This window comes from Streptomyces sp. NBC_00569, assembly GCF_036345255.1.
Lineage (GTDB): Bacteria > Actinomycetota > Actinomycetes > Streptomycetales > Streptomycetaceae > Streptomyces.
Map to the genome: position 1 here is coordinate 6,274,609 of NZ_CP107783.1, position 16,650 is coordinate 6,291,258.

The 16,650-nt window shown below is 69.8% G+C and carries 14 protein-coding genes and 1 tRNA gene; 6 read left to right on the plus strand and 9 right to left on the minus strand.

Going from position 1 to position 16,650, the window contains the following annotated elements; genetic code table 11:
- Positions 1-47: 47 nt before the first annotated feature.
- From OHO83_RS28310 to OHO83_RS28320, 3 genes are all read left to right on the plus strand, one after another.
- A complete protein-coding gene (locus tag OHO83_RS28310) occupies positions 48-755 on the plus strand; it encodes a response regulator transcription factor (protein WP_329435077.1) in 708 nt (235 codons plus the stop codon).
- A complete protein-coding gene (locus tag OHO83_RS28315; RefSeq protein ID WP_330279903.1) occupies positions 752-2,215 on the plus strand; it encodes a sensor histidine kinase in 1,464 nt (487 codons plus the stop codon). Before OHO83_RS28310 ends, OHO83_RS28315 begins: the two co-directional genes overlap by 4 nt.
- A gap of 173 nt (positions 2,216-2,388) precedes the next feature.
- Positions 2,389-3,870, plus strand: a complete 1,482-nt coding sequence (locus OHO83_RS28320; RefSeq protein ID WP_266670797.1) for a glycoside hydrolase family 18 protein — start codon at positions 2,389-2,391, stop codon at positions 3,868-3,870.
- 290 nt (positions 3,871-4,160) lie between these two features.
- Here the strand turns inward: OHO83_RS28320 and OHO83_RS28325 are convergent, their stop codons facing one another.
- From OHO83_RS28325 to OHO83_RS28340, 4 genes are all read right to left on the minus strand, one after another.
- Complete coding sequence (locus OHO83_RS28325) at positions 4,161-5,621, minus strand: GH1 family beta-glucosidase (RefSeq protein ID WP_330279904.1); 1,461 nt, start codon at positions 5,619-5,621, stop codon at positions 4,161-4,163.
- Between the two features lie 66 nt (positions 5,622-5,687).
- Positions 5,688-6,593, minus strand: coding sequence for a carbohydrate ABC transporter permease (locus tag OHO83_RS28330; RefSeq protein WP_266670793.1), 906 nt, complete (start codon positions 6,591-6,593; stop codon positions 5,688-5,690).
- Positions 6,590-7,621, minus strand: a complete 1,032-nt coding sequence (locus OHO83_RS28335) for a carbohydrate ABC transporter permease (RefSeq protein WP_266670791.1) — start codon at positions 7,619-7,621, stop codon at positions 6,590-6,592. The genes OHO83_RS28330 and OHO83_RS28335 overlap by 4 nt, the downstream gene beginning before the upstream one ends.
- Positions 7,618-8,946, minus strand: a complete 1,329-nt coding sequence (locus OHO83_RS28340; protein WP_266670789.1) for an ABC transporter substrate-binding protein — start codon at positions 8,944-8,946, stop codon at positions 7,618-7,620. The genes OHO83_RS28335 and OHO83_RS28340 overlap by 4 nt, the downstream gene beginning before the upstream one ends.
- Before the next feature lie 254 nt (positions 8,947-9,200).
- On the opposite strand from OHO83_RS28340, the gene OHO83_RS28345 reads away from it, so the two are divergent.
- Entirely contained in the window at positions 9,201-10,247 is a 1,047-nt protein-coding gene (locus OHO83_RS28345) for a LacI family DNA-binding transcriptional regulator (protein WP_266670787.1), read from the plus strand.
- A gap of 104 nt (positions 10,248-10,351) precedes the next feature.
- Here OHO83_RS28345 and OHO83_RS28350 read toward each other — a convergent pair.
- The 4 genes from OHO83_RS28350 to OHO83_RS28365 all read right to left on the minus strand — a co-directional run bounded on the left by OHO83_RS28350 (position 10,352) and on the right by OHO83_RS28365 (position 13,146).
- Positions 10,352-10,424 (minus strand) — tRNA-His (locus OHO83_RS28350).
- Between the two features lie 121 nt (positions 10,425-10,545).
- Positions 10,546-11,148, minus strand: coding sequence for an oligoribonuclease (orn, locus tag OHO83_RS28355; RefSeq protein WP_266670785.1), 603 nt, complete (start codon positions 11,146-11,148; stop codon positions 10,546-10,548).
- A 10-nt stretch (positions 11,149-11,158) separates the two neighbouring features.
- On the minus strand, positions 11,159-12,370 hold the full coding sequence (locus tag OHO83_RS28360; RefSeq protein WP_266670783.1) for a helix-turn-helix domain-containing protein: 1,212 nt from the start codon (positions 12,368-12,370) through the stop codon (positions 11,159-11,161).
- Positions 12,371-12,777: 407 nt separating this feature from the next.
- Entirely contained in the window at positions 12,778-13,146 is a 369-nt protein-coding gene (locus OHO83_RS28365) for a hypothetical protein (RefSeq protein ID WP_405636265.1), read from the minus strand.
- Between the two features lie 330 nt (positions 13,147-13,476).
- On the opposite strand from OHO83_RS28365, the gene OHO83_RS28370 reads away from it, so the two are divergent.
- Together OHO83_RS28370 and OHO83_RS28375 are read left to right on the plus strand one after the other, a co-directional pair.
- Positions 13,477-14,001 carry a universal stress protein gene (locus OHO83_RS28370; protein ID WP_227294809.1) on the plus strand — a complete coding sequence of 175 codons (525 nt, stop codon included), beginning with the start codon at positions 13,477-13,479 and terminating at the stop codon, positions 13,999-14,001.
- Positions 14,002-14,149: 148 nt separating this feature from the next.
- Positions 14,150-14,719, plus strand: a complete 570-nt coding sequence (locus tag OHO83_RS28375; RefSeq protein ID WP_330279905.1) for a GPR1/FUN34/YaaH family transporter — start codon at positions 14,150-14,152, stop codon at positions 14,717-14,719.
- 112 nt (positions 14,720-14,831) lie between these two features.
- Here OHO83_RS28375 and glmS read toward each other — a convergent pair whose 3' ends face one another.
- On the minus strand, positions 14,832-16,649 hold the full coding sequence (gene glmS / locus OHO83_RS28380) for a glutamine--fructose-6-phosphate transaminase (isomerizing) (protein ID WP_329435086.1): 1,818 nt from the start codon (positions 16,647-16,649) through the stop codon (positions 14,832-14,834).
- Between the last annotated feature and the right edge of the window lies 1 nt (position 16,650).

Below are 16,650 nucleotides of genomic sequence, written 5' to 3' on the forward strand. Positions count from 1 at the left end.
GGGCGGAAGGAGGACCGGGGTCCCCCGTATGGCGTACGGTGCCGCCCATGGCAAGTGTGCTCGTGGTCGAGGACGACCAGTTCGTGCGCTCGGCCCTCATCCGGCACCTGACCGAGGCCTCCCACACCGTACGGAGCGTCGGCACGGCCCTGGAGGCGCTGCGCGAGGTCGCCCATTTCCGTTTCGACGTCGTGATTCTCGACCTCGGACTACCCGATCTGGACGGATCCGAGGCGTTGAAGATGCTGCGCGGCATCACCGACGTACCCGTGATCATCGCCACGGCCCGCGACGACGAGACCGAGATCGTCCGGCTTCTCAACGACGGCGCCGACGACTACCTCACCAAGCCGTTCTCGCCCGAGCACCTGTCCGCGCGCATGGCCGCCGTGCTGCGCCGCGCGCGCTCCAGCGCCGCCGCCGAGCCGCCCTCGCGCCTCCTCCAGGTCGGCGGCCTCGCGATAGACCCGCTGCGGCGCCAGGCCGAGCTGGACGGGGCGCGGCTCGATCTCACCCGGCGCGAGTTCGACCTGCTCACCTTCCTCGCGGGCCGGCCCGGCGTCGTCGTCCCCCGCAAGGAACTTCTCGCCGAGGTGTGGCAGCAGTCGTACGGGGACGATCAGACCATCGACGTCCATCTGTCGTGGCTGCGGCGGAAATTGGGCGAAACGGCCGCGCGGCCGCGCTATCTGCACACTCTGCGGGGCGTCGGTGTGAAGCTGGAGCCGCCGCGGACGGAGGGCGGGCCGGCATGAGGTGGGCCCTGGTCAAGGTGTGCCTCGCCGTCACCGCCATGGTCGTGGTGGCCTTCGCGGTTCCTCTCGGCCTCGTCATCAAGGAGATGGCCAGGGACCGCGCCTTCTCGAACGCCGAGCGGACCGCCGCCGCGATCGGGCCCACCCTCTCCATCACCACCGACCGTGACGAACTGACGCGCGCCGTCGCCTCCACCGAGGCCGGTGCCGACGGCCGTATGGCCGTGTACATCCCGGCCGCCGGTGGCGCCCCGGCGATCCAGGTCGGCACGTCACGCGCCGGTGACGGGCACGTCGGCCTCCGCCAGGCCACCGTCGCCGATGTGCCCGGCGGGTCCGTGTGGCTCCAGCCCATCGCCGTCAGCTCCGGCATCGCCGTCGTCGAGGTGTTCGTGCCGGAGTCCGAGGTCACCAACGGGGTCGCCACCGCGTGGCTGGTGCTGGCCGGGGTCGGTGTCGCCCTCGTCATAGGGTCCGTGGCCGTCGCCGACCGGCTCGGCGTACGCATGGTGCAGCCCGCCCAGCGCCTCGTCTCCGCCGCGCACGAACTGGGCGAGGGGAAGCTCGGGGCCCGCGTGCCGGAGGAAGGTCCTACGGAACTCCGGCTCGCCGCCGTCGCGTTCAACTCCATGGCCGATCAGGTCGTCCAGCTTCTCGCCAACGAGCGGGAGTTGGCCGCCGACCTCTCGCATCGGCTGCGCACGCCCCTCACCGTTCTGCGGCTCAACGCCGTCTCGCTGGGGGAAGGCGCCGCCGCCGACCAGACCCGCGCCGCCGTCGAGCAGCTGGAGCGCGAGGTCGACACCATCATCCGTACCGCTCGCGACGCCAAGCCGCAGACCGCCGCCGCGGGACCCGGGGCCGGGTGCGACGCCGCCGAGGTCATCCGCGAGCGCATGGACTTCTGGTCCGCGCTCGCCGAGGACGAGGGGCGCAAGGTGCGCGTCGCCGGGGTCGACCGGCCTGTACGCATCCCTGTGGTCCGGGGGGAGTTGGCCGCCGCGCTCGACGCGCTGCTCGGGAATGTCTTCCGGCACACGCCCGAGGGCACCGCCTTCGCCGTCGACGTGCACAGCGGCGAGGACGCCGTGATCGTGCTCGTCTCCGACGCCGGGCCCGGGATCCTGGACCCGGACGCCGCGATGGCCCGCGGGCGCGGGTCCGGCAGCGACGGGTCCACCGGGCTCGGGCTCGACATCGTCCGCCGGCTCGCCGAGTCGACCGGGGGAGATGTGCGCATCGGGTCCTCCGTGCTCGGGGGGACCGAGGTGCGGATCTGGGTGCAGCTGGACGGGCGGGGGCCCGGTGGCGCTGTGCGGCGGGGGCATCGGGGCGGGGTGCGACGTGGGCGCAAGCGGGGCGCGGGCGGCTCGGGGGGTTCCTCAGGGGTTGGCCCGGGTGCCGGGCCGGGCGCTGGGTCCGGGGCGGGCCCGGGTGCCGGGTCCGGTGCCGCTGTGTAGTCGGGTGGGGCCTCATCGTTTCGAGGTTGGTCTCTACCTTTAATCCGTCCCGATGGCTTCCTTAAGCCCTCCATAAGAACGTCAACCGCCGGTGCTGGTGCCCCATTTGCCGGGTTCCGGATCGCTAGCGTGCTGCCGCACCCCCACCCCCGTAAAGCTAAGGCAGGCACGCGATGAGCAGCACGCACCGGCGCAGGATCAGCGGCAGGAACAAGGCGATAGGCGGGCTCGTCGCCGCGGCCGTCGTGGGCGGCGGCGCCTTCCTGTTCACCGGTACGGCGCAGGCCGCGGGGGTCGGCGCCGCGTACACCAGGACCAGCGAGTGGTCCGGCGGTTACACCGCCCAGTACGTCGTCAAGAACGACTCGGACAAGGCCCGGTCGGACTGGAAGCTCGAATTCGACCTGCCGTCCGGCACCAAGCTCGGCTCCCTGTGGAACGCCGAGTCGTCCGTGTCCGGCTCGCATGTCACCGTGACGCCCGCCTCCTGGGACAAGGAAGGCATCGCCGCGGGGAAGTCCGTGACCGTCGGGTTCGTCGTCACCGGCGACGCCGATCCGGCCAGGTGTCTCATCGACGGCGCCAAGTGCTCCGTGGACGACGGGGCCACGCCCGAACCCAGCGGACGCCCCACGGAGTCCGCGACTCCCACCCCGAGCGCCAGTGCCTCCGCCCCGGCCACCGCCAAGCCCACCGAGACCGCCACGTCGACGGCGAGCCCGTCGCCGTCCTCGTCCTCCGGCACCGGTTCGGGCTCCGCCGCCGCGGCGGGCTTCGCCCCGTACGTCGACACCTCGCTCTATCCGAAGTTCGACCTGGTCGCCTCCTCCAAGGCCACCGGCGTCAAGGAGTTCAACCTCGCCTTCCTCACCTCCGGCGGCTCCTGCACCCCGAAGTGGGGCGGCGTGACCGACCTGGGCAGTGACGAAGTCGCCGCCCAGATCGGCGACCTGAGGGCCGCCGGCGGCGATGTGCGAGTCTCGTTCGGTGGCGCATCCGGTACCGAGCTGGCGCAGGCCTGTTCCTCGGCCTCCGACCTCGCGGCGGCGTACCAGAAGGTCATCGACCAGTTCAAGCTCACCAAGGTCGACTTCGACGTCGAGGGCGGCGCCCTGCCGGACACGGCCGCCAACACCAAGCGTGCCCAGGCCATCGCCACGCTGCAGAAGAACAACCCCGGGCTGAACGTCTCCTTCACGCTCCCGGTGATGCCCGAGGGCCTCACGTCCGACGGCGTGAACTTCCTGAAGAACGCCAAGTCCAACGGCGTCTCGACCGACCTCGTCAACATCATGGCGATGGACTACGGCGCCTCTTACAGCGGCGACATGGGTACGTACGCCGAGCAGGCCGCCACCGCCACGCAGGCGCAGATCAAGAGCGCGCTCGGACTGTCCGACGCCGCTGCCTGGAAGGCCGTCGCGATCACCCCGATGATCGGCGTCAACGACGTCTCGTCCGAGGTCTTCAAGGTCGACGACGCCACGCAGCTGGTGGCCTTCGCCAAGGAGAAGGGACTGGGCGGTCTGTCGATGTGGTCCGCCACCCGCGACAAGGCGTGTGAGGGCGGGGCGTCCAACTCGGCCCAGCCGACCTGCTCCTCGATCGAGCAGTCGGCCGACGCCTTCCAGAAGGCCTTCGCCTCCTTCAAGTAGTACCCCCACGGGAAGCTGTGCGCCCCGGCCGGATCTTGGTCCCCCCACTCGGCCGGGGCGCGCGTGCTTTTGGGTGTGCCGCTGTTTCGCTCAGTTCGATTTCTGGTGCGGGCTCGATGCGGGCTGCTCAGGTTCGCTCTTGGGTGCGGGGCCGCGGGGGCATGTACGTGCTCGCTGTTCTACGGGTGCCCGTCAGCGAGTTGGTCGCCTGTGCGTGGTGCTGTGGCTGCGCGCGCACATGCCCCCACGTCCCCTCCCGTCTCGTACGCGGTCGATCGCCGGTGGGTGCCTTAGTTCGCCGGCGGGAGTTGGTTGGTGCGGGACGCCTGTGCGTACCAGTGCGCGCTCGACTTCGGCGTACGCTTCTGGGTCGCGTAGTCCACGTAGACGGCCCCGAAGCGCTTCTCGTAGCCGTACGCCCACTCGAAGTTGTCCATCAGCGACCAGAGGTAGTAGCCGCGGACGTCCGCGCCGTCCTTGATCGCGCGGTGGACGGTGGACAGGTGGCCGTGGAGGTACGCGATGCGCTCCGGGTCGTGGATCCGGCCTTCCGGGTCCGGCTTGTCGTCGTACGCGGCGCCGTTCTCCGTGATGTACAGCGGCAGGCCCGGCGCCTCCCTGGTGTAGCGCATGATCAGGTCGTGCAGGCCCGTCGGGTCGATGGTCCAGCCCATCTCCGTGCGCTCGCCCGGGGACTGGTGGAAGGCGACGTCGTCCGCTCCCGGCCAGGGGGAGTGGTCGCTCGCGCCGTGGCCGTCGGATCGGGTCGTGGGGGCCGACGGGGCCGAGGAGACCAGGGACGGGGTGTAGTAGTTCAGGCCCAGCGCGTCCAGTGGCTGGTGGATCGCTGCCAGGTCGGTGGCGTGGATGAAGGACCAGTCCGTGATGGTCGCGGTGTCCGTGATCAGGTCCGCCGGGTACTCCCCGTGCAGCATCGGGCCGTGGAACACGCCGTTCGCCAGGTTGTCGATACGCCGGCGGGCATCGTTGTCGGCGGGGCTGTCGGGTGAAAGGGGCCTGACCGTCGAGGAGTTGAGGCTTACTGCTACCTCTGCTCGGGATGGCAGGGTCTGGCGCAGTGCCTGTGTTGCCAGGCCGTGTGCCAGGTTGAGGTGGTGGGCCGCCCGGAGCGTCGCCGCCGGTTCCGTCCTGCCCGGCGCGTGCACACCCGAGCCGTAGCCCAGGAACGCACTGCACCAGGGCTCGTTGAGCGTGATCCAGAAGTCCACCCGGTCGCCCAGCGCCTCGCCGACGATGCCCGCGTACTCCGCGAAGCGGTACGCCGTGTCGCGCGCCGGCCAGCCGCCCGCGTCCTCCAGTTCCTGCGGCAGGTCCCAGTGGTAGAGCGTCAGGGCCGGCTTGATGCCCTGGGCGAGGAGTTCGTCCGTCAGGCGCCGGTAGAAGTCCAGGCCGCGCTGGACCGCCGGGCCGCGGCCCGTGGGCTGCACCCTCGGCCACGAGACCGAGAAGCGGTACGTGCCCAGGTCCAGGCCCTTCATGAGCGCCACGTCGTCCCGGTAGCGGTGGTAATGGTCCACCGCCGTGTCGCCCGTGTCGCCGCCCGCCGTCCTGCCCGGCGTATGGCTGAACGTGTCCCAGATCGACGGCGTCCTGCCGTCCTCCCGCACCGCCCCCTCGATCTGGTACGCCGATGTGGCCGCTCCCCAGAGGAAGTTCGGCGGGAAGGTGAGGGTGTCGGAGGATGTGAGAGTGGGGTCTGTTGTGGGTGTCTGGGTAATGGGCTTAGGCATGGAAGCGCTCCCATCGATAGGAAGTTGTGGGGTGGGGCCGCCGTTTGCGGCGGCCCCCGGGAAACGTCAGCCCTTTACCGCGCCCTGCATGATGCCGCCGACGATCTGCTTGCCGAACAGCAGGAACGCGATCAGGAGCGGCAGCGTGCCGAGCAGGGCGCCGGCCATGATCACCGAGTCGTCGGGGATGTAGCCGGTGCCCAGTTGGTTGAGGGCCACCTGGACCGTCGGGTTCTCTCCGTTGAGCGCGATGATCGGCCACAGGAAGTCGTTCCACGCCATCACGAACGTCAGCAGCCCGAGCACCGCCATCGCCGGGCGCGCGGCCGGGAAGACCACGTGCCAGACGACCCGCAGACTGCTCGCCCCGTCGACCCGGGCGGCCTCTATGAGCTCGGTGGGCAGCGCCTGGACCAGGTACTGACGCATGAAGAACGTACCGAAGGCGCTGACCAGGGTCGGCAGGATGACCGTCTGCAGATGGTTCGCCCAGCCCAGGTCCGTCATCCACAAGTACAGCGGAACGACGGCCAGTTGGGGCGGGATCATCATCGTGCCGATGGTCATCAGCAGCAGCGTGGTCGAGAACCGGAAACGTAGTTTGGCGAAGGCGAAACCGGCGAGCGTGGAGAACAGCACCGTGCCGACGGTGATGGTCGCCGCCACGAGGATGGTGTTCCACATCGCGGTGCCCATGCCGGCCTGGTTCCAGGCGGTCTCCAGGTTCTTGAAGAGGTTTCCGCCGAACCAGAAGGGGGGTGGTGTCTGAGCGAGACGGGCGTTGGTGCGTGAGGCCGCGATCGTCGTCCACAGCAGCGGGGCGAGCGAGATCACGGCGAACAGGGTCAGCACGAGATACGTGACCGGACCCGCGTGCAGCTGCTTGCCCGCGCCCAGGATCCGCCGCCGACGCGGCGGTTCGGTGTCCTGACCGTCGACCTGAGGCGGTGTCGCGTCGGTGATGGTGGTCATTGGGATTTCCTCAGCCGTCGGGTGATCAGCAGGTTGACCGCGGCCACGATGAGCAGGATCAGGAACATCGACCAGGCGATCGCGGACGCCTTGCCGAGGTTGCCGACGATCCAGCCCTGGTCGTACATGTACAGGCCGAGCGTCTGGTACTGGTGCTCGGACCCGCCCTTGGTGCCGCTGACACCGCCGAACAGCAGGGGCTCGCCGAAGAGCTGGGTCGCGCCGATCGTGGAGACGACCACGGTGAACAGGATCGTCGGACGCAGCATCGGAATGGTCACGTGCCGGAACTGCTGCCAGCGGTTCGCGCCGTCCAGGGCCGCCGACTCGTACAGGTCGGCCGGGATGGCCTGCATCGCCGCCAGATAGATCAGCGCGTTGTACCCGGTCCACCGCCAGATCACGATCGACGAGACCGCCGCCTGCGAACCCCAGTCGGATTCACGCCAGTTGACCGGGTCGATGCCGATCAGGTCGAGCGCCCAGTTGATCATGCCGGTGTCGGGCGAGAAGAGCAGCACGAAGACGAGCGTCGCCGCCGCCACCGAGGTGGCGTACGGGGTGAGCATGATGACGCGCCACACGGTGGAGCCGCGCAGCCGGTAGTTGAGCATGTGCGCGAGCCAGATCGCCGCCACCAGCTGCGGCACGGTCGAGAGCACGCCGATGGTGAACGTGTTCTTCAGCGCGTTCCAGAAGAAGTCCGACTGGAAGAGGTTCGTGTAGTTGTCCAGGCCCGCCCAGGTCTGGCCGTCCAGGTTCGACAGCTGCACATGGTGCAGCGAGTACCAGGCGGTGTAGAGCAGCGGCACCAGTGAGAAGGCGCCGAAGATGACGAAGAAGGGGGAGATGAACGCGTACGGGGACGCCTTCATGTCCCAGCGGTACAGCCGGCTGCGCCAGGTGCCGGCGCCTGTCGGCGCCGTACCGCGACCCTGAGCGCCCCGGGCCGCGCCCGGCTCCTGGGAGCCGGGCGCGGTGTCGGCGCTCGTCGCGGACTGCGCGAGAGCCTCGTCGGAGCTGGTCACTGGTCGAGCACGTCCTTGACTTCCTTGGTGGCCGCGTCCCAGCCCTGCGCGGGCGACTTGCCCTTCTGCTCGACCTGGAGGATGCCGGTGTCGGTGATCGCGGTGCCGATCGGCTGGTCCTTGACGCCGAAGATCTGGACCGGGATGGTCTTCGCCGAGTCGGAGAAGATCTGCGTCAGGGGCGCGTCGGAGAAGAACGTGGTCGTCGCGGCCTGCGGCTTCAGGTCGGCGTACGCCGAAGGTGTCGACGGGAAGCTGGCCTGCTTGGCGAAGACCTTCGCCTGCTGCGCGGGCGCGGTCAGCCACTTCGCCAGGGCGATGGCCTCCTTCTGGTGCTTGCTCGCCGTCGGCACACCGATGAACGAGCCGCCCCAGTTGGCCGCGGTCGGCGCGGCCGCCACGTCCCACTTGCCCTTGCCGGAGTCACCGGACTTCTCCTGGATGTAGCCGAGCATCCACGCGGGGCAGGCCACCGTGGCGAAGGTGCCGTTGGCGAAGCCCTGGTCCCACGGCTTGTCGAACTGCTTCAGCTTGGCCGACATGTTGCTCGTCGCGACCTCCATGGCGGCGTTCCAGGACTTCTTCACCCCCGTGGACTTGTCCCAGATGACGCTGCCGTCCTTGTCGTAGTACCGCTCCTTCTCACCGCCGAGCGCCGCGTTGTAGACGGAGGACGCGGAGTCCACGTACTTGGTGCCGTTCGGCGCCTTCTTCATGTACTGCTTGCCGAGGTCGACGTACTTGTTCCAGTCGCCCTTCCACTGCGCGGCGAGCTTGGTGCGGTCGGTCTCCAGACCGGCCTTCTCGAACAGGTCCTTGCGGTAGCAGATCGCCATCGGGCCGACGTCCGTGCCGAGCCCGATGAGCTTGCCGTCCTTGGTGGTGGCCTGGGAGTTCTTCCAGTCCAGCCACTGCGACTTGTCGACCTCCTTGCCGAGGTCGACGAACTTGTCGGCCTGCGTCTGGACGGCCTCGGTGATGTTGCCGACCTCGATTGCCTGGATGTCGTCCGTGCCGGACCCGGCCTGCAGCCGGGTAAGCGTCTTCGGCCAGTAGACGTCGGTGCGGGTGGTGACGTTCTCCTTGATCGTCACGCCCGGGTGCAGCTTCATGTACTCGTCGTACAGCCCGGCCTGCTTGTAGCCGAAGACGCCGAACGTGCCGATCGTGACCGTGGTGCCGCCCTTGTTGCCGGAACCACCGCCCGAGCCGCCGTCGGATCCTGAGTCGTCATCGGTCGCGCATCCGGCGAGCAGCCCTGTGGCCAGGGCTGCGACGACCGCGAAGGTCATCGCGCGTCGGGACGTGCGGGCAGTCGTGCGCATTGCGTCCTCCAAAGTACTCACTTGCTCTGAAGTGCCAGCCCCGGCCAACTGCCTTGCTACGCCCATTCATTCACGTGCGGCTCGGGCGGGGAACGTGCGGCTTCTGTATACGCCCAGTAGAGTGGGAGCGCTCCCATAGGTGATGTGTTGAAGGGTCGCCGCTCGGCCCGGGGGTGTCAAGACGCCGAGCAGCGGCAACTTGGTGCGGTTATCGGGCTGTTAGATTCCGCGTGAGACTTGGGGAGGTGGGAGCCATGGCGGCTCGCGGCACTCACGGCAGGCGTCCGACCCTTGAGGAGGTCGCGGCCCGGGCGGGCGTGGGCCGGGGCACGGTCTCCCGGGTGATCAACGGTTCGCCCCGGGTGAGCGACGCGACCCGCGCCGCGGTCGAGGCGGCCGTCGCCGAACTCGGCTACGTGCCGAACACGGCGGCCCGCGCCCTCGCGGCCAACCGCACCGACGCCATCGCCCTCGTCGTGCCCGAACCGGAGACACGTTTCTTCGCGGAGCCCTACTTCTCCGACATGCTGCGCGGCGTCGGTGCCGAGCTCGCCGAGACCGAGATGCAGCTCCTGCTGATCTTCGCGGGCAACGACCGGGAGCGGCAGCGTCTCGCCCAGTACCTCGCGGCGCACCGCGTCGACGGCGTCCTGCTGGTGTCCGTCCACGCCGACGACCCGCTCCCCGATCTGCTCAGCCAGCTGGAGATCCCCGCCGTCATCAGCGGCCGCCGCTCCGCCGCCGAGACGCTGCCCTCGGTGGACTCCGACAACTTCGCGGGCGCGTACTCGGCCGTCGGGCACCTCCTGAGCCGCGGCCGCACCCGCATCGCCACGATCACCGGCCGTCTCGACGTGTACGGCGCCCAGCGCCGCGTCGACGGCTACCGCGCCGCCGTCGAGGCGGCCGGCCGTGAGGTGGACGAGCGGCTCATCGTGCCGGGGGACTTCACGGAGGAGGGCGGCCGGCGCGCGATGGCCGCGCTGCTGGAGCGCTGCCCCGAGGTGGACGCGGTGTTCGCCGGGTCGGACGTGATGGCTGCCGGTGCCCGCCAGGTGCTGCGCGAGGCCGGCCGCCGTATCCCCGACGACGTCGCCCTGATCGGCTACGACGACTCGGCGATCGCGCGGCACATGGACCCGCCCCTGACCAGCGTGCGCCAGCCCATCGAGGAGATGGGCCGCGCCATGATCGACCTGCTCCTCGCCGAGATCGCCGACCGGCGCCCGGCCGCGTCCCGCACACTCGACGGCCGCCAGCTGGTTCTTCCGAACGAACTGGTGGAGCGCGCTTCTTCCTGAGGGACCCGCGTCGGCCTCGGGGGCGGGCGTGTCGTCCCGAGCGGCGCGGGGCGTCACAACGAGCAAGGCCCCGGTTCTTTCGAACCGGGGCCTTGCTCATTCAGGGTGAGTGACGGGACTTGAACCCGCGGCCACCTGGACCACAACCAGGTGCTCTACCAACTGAGCTACACCCACCATGTCCGGTCGTATGTCGTTCTTCCGACCGGCCGAGAAAAAGTGTACAGGGTCCGAAGGGGTGCTCGCGCACCCCTTTTCCGGACCCCGTACACAGGGGTCGGAAATGCGGTGCGAGGCGCTACTCCGCAGGCGGCGCGTGCTTGGCCGCGATCTTCTTCGCGGTGTCGGAGTCCGGTCCCGGCTGCGGGACGAAGACCGCCTCGCGGTAGTAGCGCAGCTCGACGATGGAGTCGCGGATGTCGGCGAGCGCGCGGTGGTTGCCGTTCTTTTCCGGACTGTTGAAGTACGCCCTCGGGTACCAGCGGCGCGCCAGTTCCTTGACCGAGGACACATCGACGATCCGGTAGTGGAGGTAGTCCTCCAGCGTCGGCATGTCCCGCAGCAGGAATCCGCGGTCGGTGCCGACCGAGTTCCCGCACAGGGGCGCCTTGCCCGGTTCCTTGACGTGCTCGCGTACGTACGCGAGGACCTGCTCCTCGGCGTCGGCGAGCGTCGTGCCGCCCGCGAGCTCGTCGAGGAGGCCCGAGGCGGTGTGCATCTGCCGCACCACCTCGGGCATGGTCTCCAGGGCCTCGGCCGGCGGGCGGATCACGATGTCCACGCCGTCGCCGAGTACGTTCAGCTCAGAGTCGGTGACCAGTGCGGCCACCTCGATGAGCGCGTCATTCGCCAGCGAGAGCCCGGTCATCTCGCAGTCGATCCACACCATGCGATCGTTCATGCGCCTTACCCTACGGCGCACTCCTCTGGCCCGGCAGACTCGCGCGCCCCGCCGCATACGCATCCGAGCTCGGTTTGCCCGGATCTGTCGGCAGTGAGGCGGTGGGTCCCGGGTAGCTTCCGGCCGCCGCGGTACGCCGTGACTGCGCCGGGACCGGGGTCTCCGGCCCTGGCGCCGCCGCGATCTCCACCGGCTTCTCCTGCTGCGGCCTGCGCGCCCGGTAGGCCGCGCGGTACGCGGCCGGGGACGAGCCGAGCTGGCGCCGGAAGTGCCCGCGCAGGGCGACCGGCGAACGGAAGCCGCAGCGCCCGGCGACCTCGTCGACAGAGTAGTCGGAGGTCTCCAGGAGCCGCTGCGCCTGCAGCACCCGCTGGGTGATCAGCCACTGCAGGGGAGCGCTTCCGGTCAGGGAGCGGAACCGGCGGTCGAAGGTGCGGCGGCTCATGTAGGCGCGCGCGGCGAGGGTCTCCACGTCGAACTGCTCGTGGAGGTGCTCCAGCGCCCAGGCGACGACCTCGGCCAGCGGGTCGGCGCCGATCTCCTCAGGTAAAGACCTGTCGAGGTAGCGCTCCTGGCCGCCGCTGCGGCGCGGCGGGACCACGAGTCTGCGGGCGAGCGCTCCGGCCGCCTCGTTGCCGTGGTCCGTGCGCACGATGTGCAGGCACAGGTCGATGCCGGCCGCGGTCCCGGCGCTCGTCAGGACGTCACCGTCGTCCACGAAGAGCTCGCGCGGGTCCACGTGCACCGACGGGTAGCGCTTGGCCAGCGTCGGCGCGTACATCCAGTGGGTGGTCGCCGGGCGGCCGTCGAGCAGGCCGGCCGCGGCGAGCACGAAGGCGCCGGTGCAGAGGCCGACGATGCGCGCGCCTTCCTCGTGCGCGCGGCGCAGCGCGTCGAGGGCCTCCTCCGGGGGCGGCGAGGTGATCGACCGCCACGCGGGCACGACGACGGTGCCCGCCCGCGAGATCGCGTCGAGCCCGTGGGGCGCGGTGAGTTCGAGGCCGCCCGTCGTGCGCAGCGGGCCTTCCTCACCGGCGGACACCAGCAGCCGGTAACGCGGAACCCCGGCGTCCTGGCGGTCGATGCCGAACACGGAGAGCGGAATGGAACTTTCGAAGATGGGTCCGCCGCTGAACAGCAGCACCGCGACTATTTCCCGGCGGCGTCGCCCGGAAAGCTTCCGAGCTGCCGCCTCCGGCGCAGCAGTGGAGTCGTGGCTCATCCCGCTAAGCCCCCCTCGGTGGTCGCGGCGCCCTTAGTAGTGTGACGGGCTTGTCGCTCCAGCACGTTTCCCCTCGGTCCTGCAGAGTCCCCCGCCGATGGACAGTCATGATCGAATCTACTGTGTCCGGTGGTCCCGTCGTGACCAGTTGGGGATCCGGCACATTGTCGACATGGCAACTTGGCGTGAAGCATTCGATCACGAAGCGTGGCACTCGGGGGCGTTGCAGGGAAGTGCGCCTCAACTCAGTGGCCGGTCCCCGTAGGGCGCAAGCGCCTTCTACGGTCCTTTCATGCCTGGTGGCACGGGGGTTGGAGGCGGGTGACGGCAAGAAATGCGCGGCCGGGCGAAGTTGGCTGAAAATATACGCGGTAGTGCGCGGAAACCAGTCAGCCCTCCGGCGCACATCATCCCGTGCGGTGACCGCCCTTGCGCGCCCCCGGCACCGTCCCGCCACGCCGGCCCCGGTGGCCGCAGGACCGTACCGGAGCCGGCCGCGCCGCGCACCGCTCGGACCGGCGCAGAAGCACCCGGCAGGCCCCGGTCACCGCGGCGAGGCCGAGTGCCGCTCCCGCCGCCCCGGCCAGTGAGATGCCGTACCCCACCAGGACGACCGGGACCAGGACGCAGCTGAACGCGGCCCAGCGGACGACATCGCTCACCGTGTCCGAGCCGGACGGCTCCGTGTTCTCCCGTCGGCCCTCGTGCGCGCTCTCGGGCGGCCGTCGCTCGCTTGGAGCGGCGTCGGGCGGGTACACGATGGACGGTCCGGGCACGGCGCACTCCCTGTTGCTGTGGGTACGCCCGTTCAACGCGTGGTGGTCCGGCCGGTCACTCGGCCGAACCGGGGGCTCCCGGACCGTACGCAAACCGTCTGTACGAGGCAGCAACCATTGCCATACGGGCGCGGCCTCGGGCATGCTCCCCTGAACGCCGCGGAGCGTGCGCTTAACCGGGCAGACGACTCTGGGCAGAGGAGGAGTGTCGCCGTACCCTTGGGGGTATGGGCTTGGGAAGATGATTCCCGGACACAGCTCCGCCGCTCCCTGTCGTCCCTCCACCAAGGATCCTCCGAGGATCCAGAGGACCTAATCGCCGAGATACCCATGGCCGGTCACGAATTCCCTGAACCCGCGGACCGCAAGCGGCAGGTCGCCGATCCCACGGCGACCCCCCAGGCGGCGGAAGAAACACGTCAGTCCTGCGATCCCGCCTTCAAGCACGGAGTGGTCGTCGGCTTCGACGGCTCGACCTCCAGCGAGCGGGCCCTCGCCTACGCCATCGGCATGGCTTACCGCTCGGGCTCCGGCCTGATCATCGTTCACGTCGCCAACCGGCTGCCCACCACGGTGTGGGCGGGCTGCGAGCCGCCGGTCTTCGTGGATGTGCCGGACCACCGCACCGAGGTGCTCGGTCTCGAACTCGCCTGTGCGGACTACCTGTCCGAGGTGCCCTGGATCCTGGTCGAGCGCGGCGGCGACATCTGCCACGAACTCGAAGAGGTGGGCCGGGAGTACGAGGCCGACGCGATCGTCGTCGGCTCCACCCACGGGATCGTCGGCCGGATCTTCGGCTCGGTCGCGGGACGGCTCGCGCGGCGCGCCAGGCGTCCGGTCATCGTCATCCCTTAATTCCCTTTGGCCCCAGGCGAGATGGGTAAATCCTACTCGCGCGTAGAGGTGCTTTGTGCCTTTGTGAAGGGTACATACCGGTCGCTGGACCATCGCAGGGCCCAGTACCGCGCGCAGCACAACTGCACCCGCACGAAGGGAGCCCGCCGTGGACAAAGACGTCTCCGCGGGAAGCACGACCTCCACTCTCGGCCATCTCGCCCTGGGACTCACCCTGTTGGCCTTCGGCCTCGGTCATACCGAAGTGATCGACGGTGTGACGGCCGCGAATGCCGTATCCCTCGCGACGTACGTCGGTGGCATCGCCCTGTTCGTCGCCGGTCTGCTCGCCTACCGCGCCAGTGACGCCTCGACGGGTACGGCCTTCGCCGCGCTCGGCGCGTTCTGGTTCACCTGGGGTGTCACGGCGGGCGACGCCATGGCGGCCAACGCGCAAGGGCTGTTCATGCTCCTGTTCGCGATGCTCGCGCTGAGCCTGACCCTCGGGGCGTCCGGCTCCGGGACCCTGGTGCGCGGGGCGTACGCGGCGCTGTGCGTGGCGCTGCTGCTGCTCGCCGTGGCGGCGTTCGGTGACACGGCCGGGCTCGCCAAGGTCGGCGGCTGGTTCGCCGCGGTGGGCGGGCTCATCGCCTGGTACGCGGCGACGGCGGCGCTGGGCGGGCTGCCCACTGCTCTGCCCGGGCGTGCTGCCGGCCGGGGGGTGACGGCCACCGGCTGACAGCCGGGGGCCGGGGAATGGGCGCCCCGGCCCCCCTCGAAGGAACGGGTCCCTGTGCGCTTGGTGGCGCGCGCGGGGACCCGTTCTCGTGTACTCGTACTGCGGGGGCCGACTACTCCACCGTGACGGACTTCGCCAGGTTGCGGGGCTTGTCGATGTCGCGGCCGAGGGCCAATGCCGTGTGGTAGGCGAGGAGTTGGAGCGGGATGCCCATGAGGATCGGGTCGAGCTCGTCCTCGTTCTTCGGGACGACGATCGTGCGGTCGGCCTTCTCCTGCTCCTGGTGCGCGACGGCGAGGATGCGGCCGGAACGGGCCTTGATCTCCTCGAGGGCGGCGCGGTTCTTCTCCAGCAGGTCGTCGTCCGGGACGATCGCGACCGTGGGGAGCGCCGGCTCGATCAGGGCGAGCGGGCCGTGCTTCAGCTCGGAGGCGGGATAGGCCTCGGCGTGGATGTACGAGACCTCCTTGAGCTTGAGCGAGGCCTCGCGGGCGACGGGGTAGCCACGGACACGGCCGATGAACATCATCGAGCGGGCGTCCGCGTACTCCTCGGCGATCTTCTTGATCGCCTCTTCCTGCTCCAGGATCTCGGTGATCTGGCCGGGGAGCTTGCGCAGGCCCTCGATGATCCGCTTGCCGTCGGCGACGGACAGGTCGCGGATGCGGCCGAGGTGGAGGGCGAGGAGCGCGAAGGCGACCGTGGTGTTGGTGAAGCACTTGGTCGAGACGACGCAGACCTCGGGGCCCGCGTGGACGTACACGCCGGCGTCCGACTCGCGGGCGATGGCCGAGCCGACGACGTTCACGACGCCGAAGACGCGGGCGCCCTTGCGCTTCAGCTCCTGCACGGCGGCCAGGACGTCGTACGTCTCGCCGGACTGGGAGACCGCGATGTAGAGGGTGTCGGGGTCGACGACCGGGTTGCGGTAGCGGAACTCGGAGGCCGGCTCGGCGTCCGCGGGGATGCGGGCCAGCTCCTCGATCATCTGCGCGCCGATCAGGCCCGCGTGGTACGAGGTGCCGCAGCCCAGGATCTTCACGCGGCGCACGCTGCGCGCCTCGCGGGCGTCGAGGTTGAGGCCGCCCAGGTGCACGGCGGAGAAGCGCTCGTCGATGCGGCCGCGCAGGACGCGGTCGACCGCCTCCGGCTGCTCGAAGATCTCCTTGTGCATGTACGTGTCGTGGCCGCCCATGTCGTACGAGGCGGCCTCCCACTCGACGGTGGTCGGCGACGCGGTCGTGCGCGTGCCCTCCGTCGTGTAGGTGCGGAAGTCGTCGGCCTTGAGGGTGGCCATCTCGCCGTCGTCGAGGGTCACGATCTGGCGGGTGTGGGCGACCAGGGCGGCGATGTCCGAGGCGACGAACATCTCCTTCTCGCCGATGCCGAGGACGACCGGGGAGCCGTTGCGGGCCACCACGATGCGGTCGGGGAAGTCGGCGTGCAGGACGGCGATGCCGTACGTGCCCTCGATCAGCCGGAGCGCGTCGCGGACCTTGTCCTCGAGCTTCTCGGCGGGGGAGCGGGCGATGAGGTGGGTGAGGACCTCGGTGTCCGTCTCGGAGAGGAAGGTGACGCCCTCGGCGGTCAGCTTGGCGCGCAGGTCGGCGGCGTTGTCGACGATGCCGTTGTGGACGACGGCGACCTTGTTGTCCGCGGACATGTGAGGGTGCGCGTTCTCGTCGGACGGTGCGCCGTGGGTCGCCCAGCGGGTGTGGGCGATGCCCGTGGTGCCCTTGAAGCGGGCGGGCACCTTGGCCTCCAGGTCGCGTACGCGGCCCTTGGCCTTCACCATTTTCAGGCCGCCGGCCTTCGGGCTGGTGATGACGACGCCCGCGGAGTCGTAGCCGCGGTACTCCAGGCGCTGCAGCCCCTCGAGCAGCAGCGGTGCCACGTCACGCTTACCGATGTAACCGACAATTCCGCACATA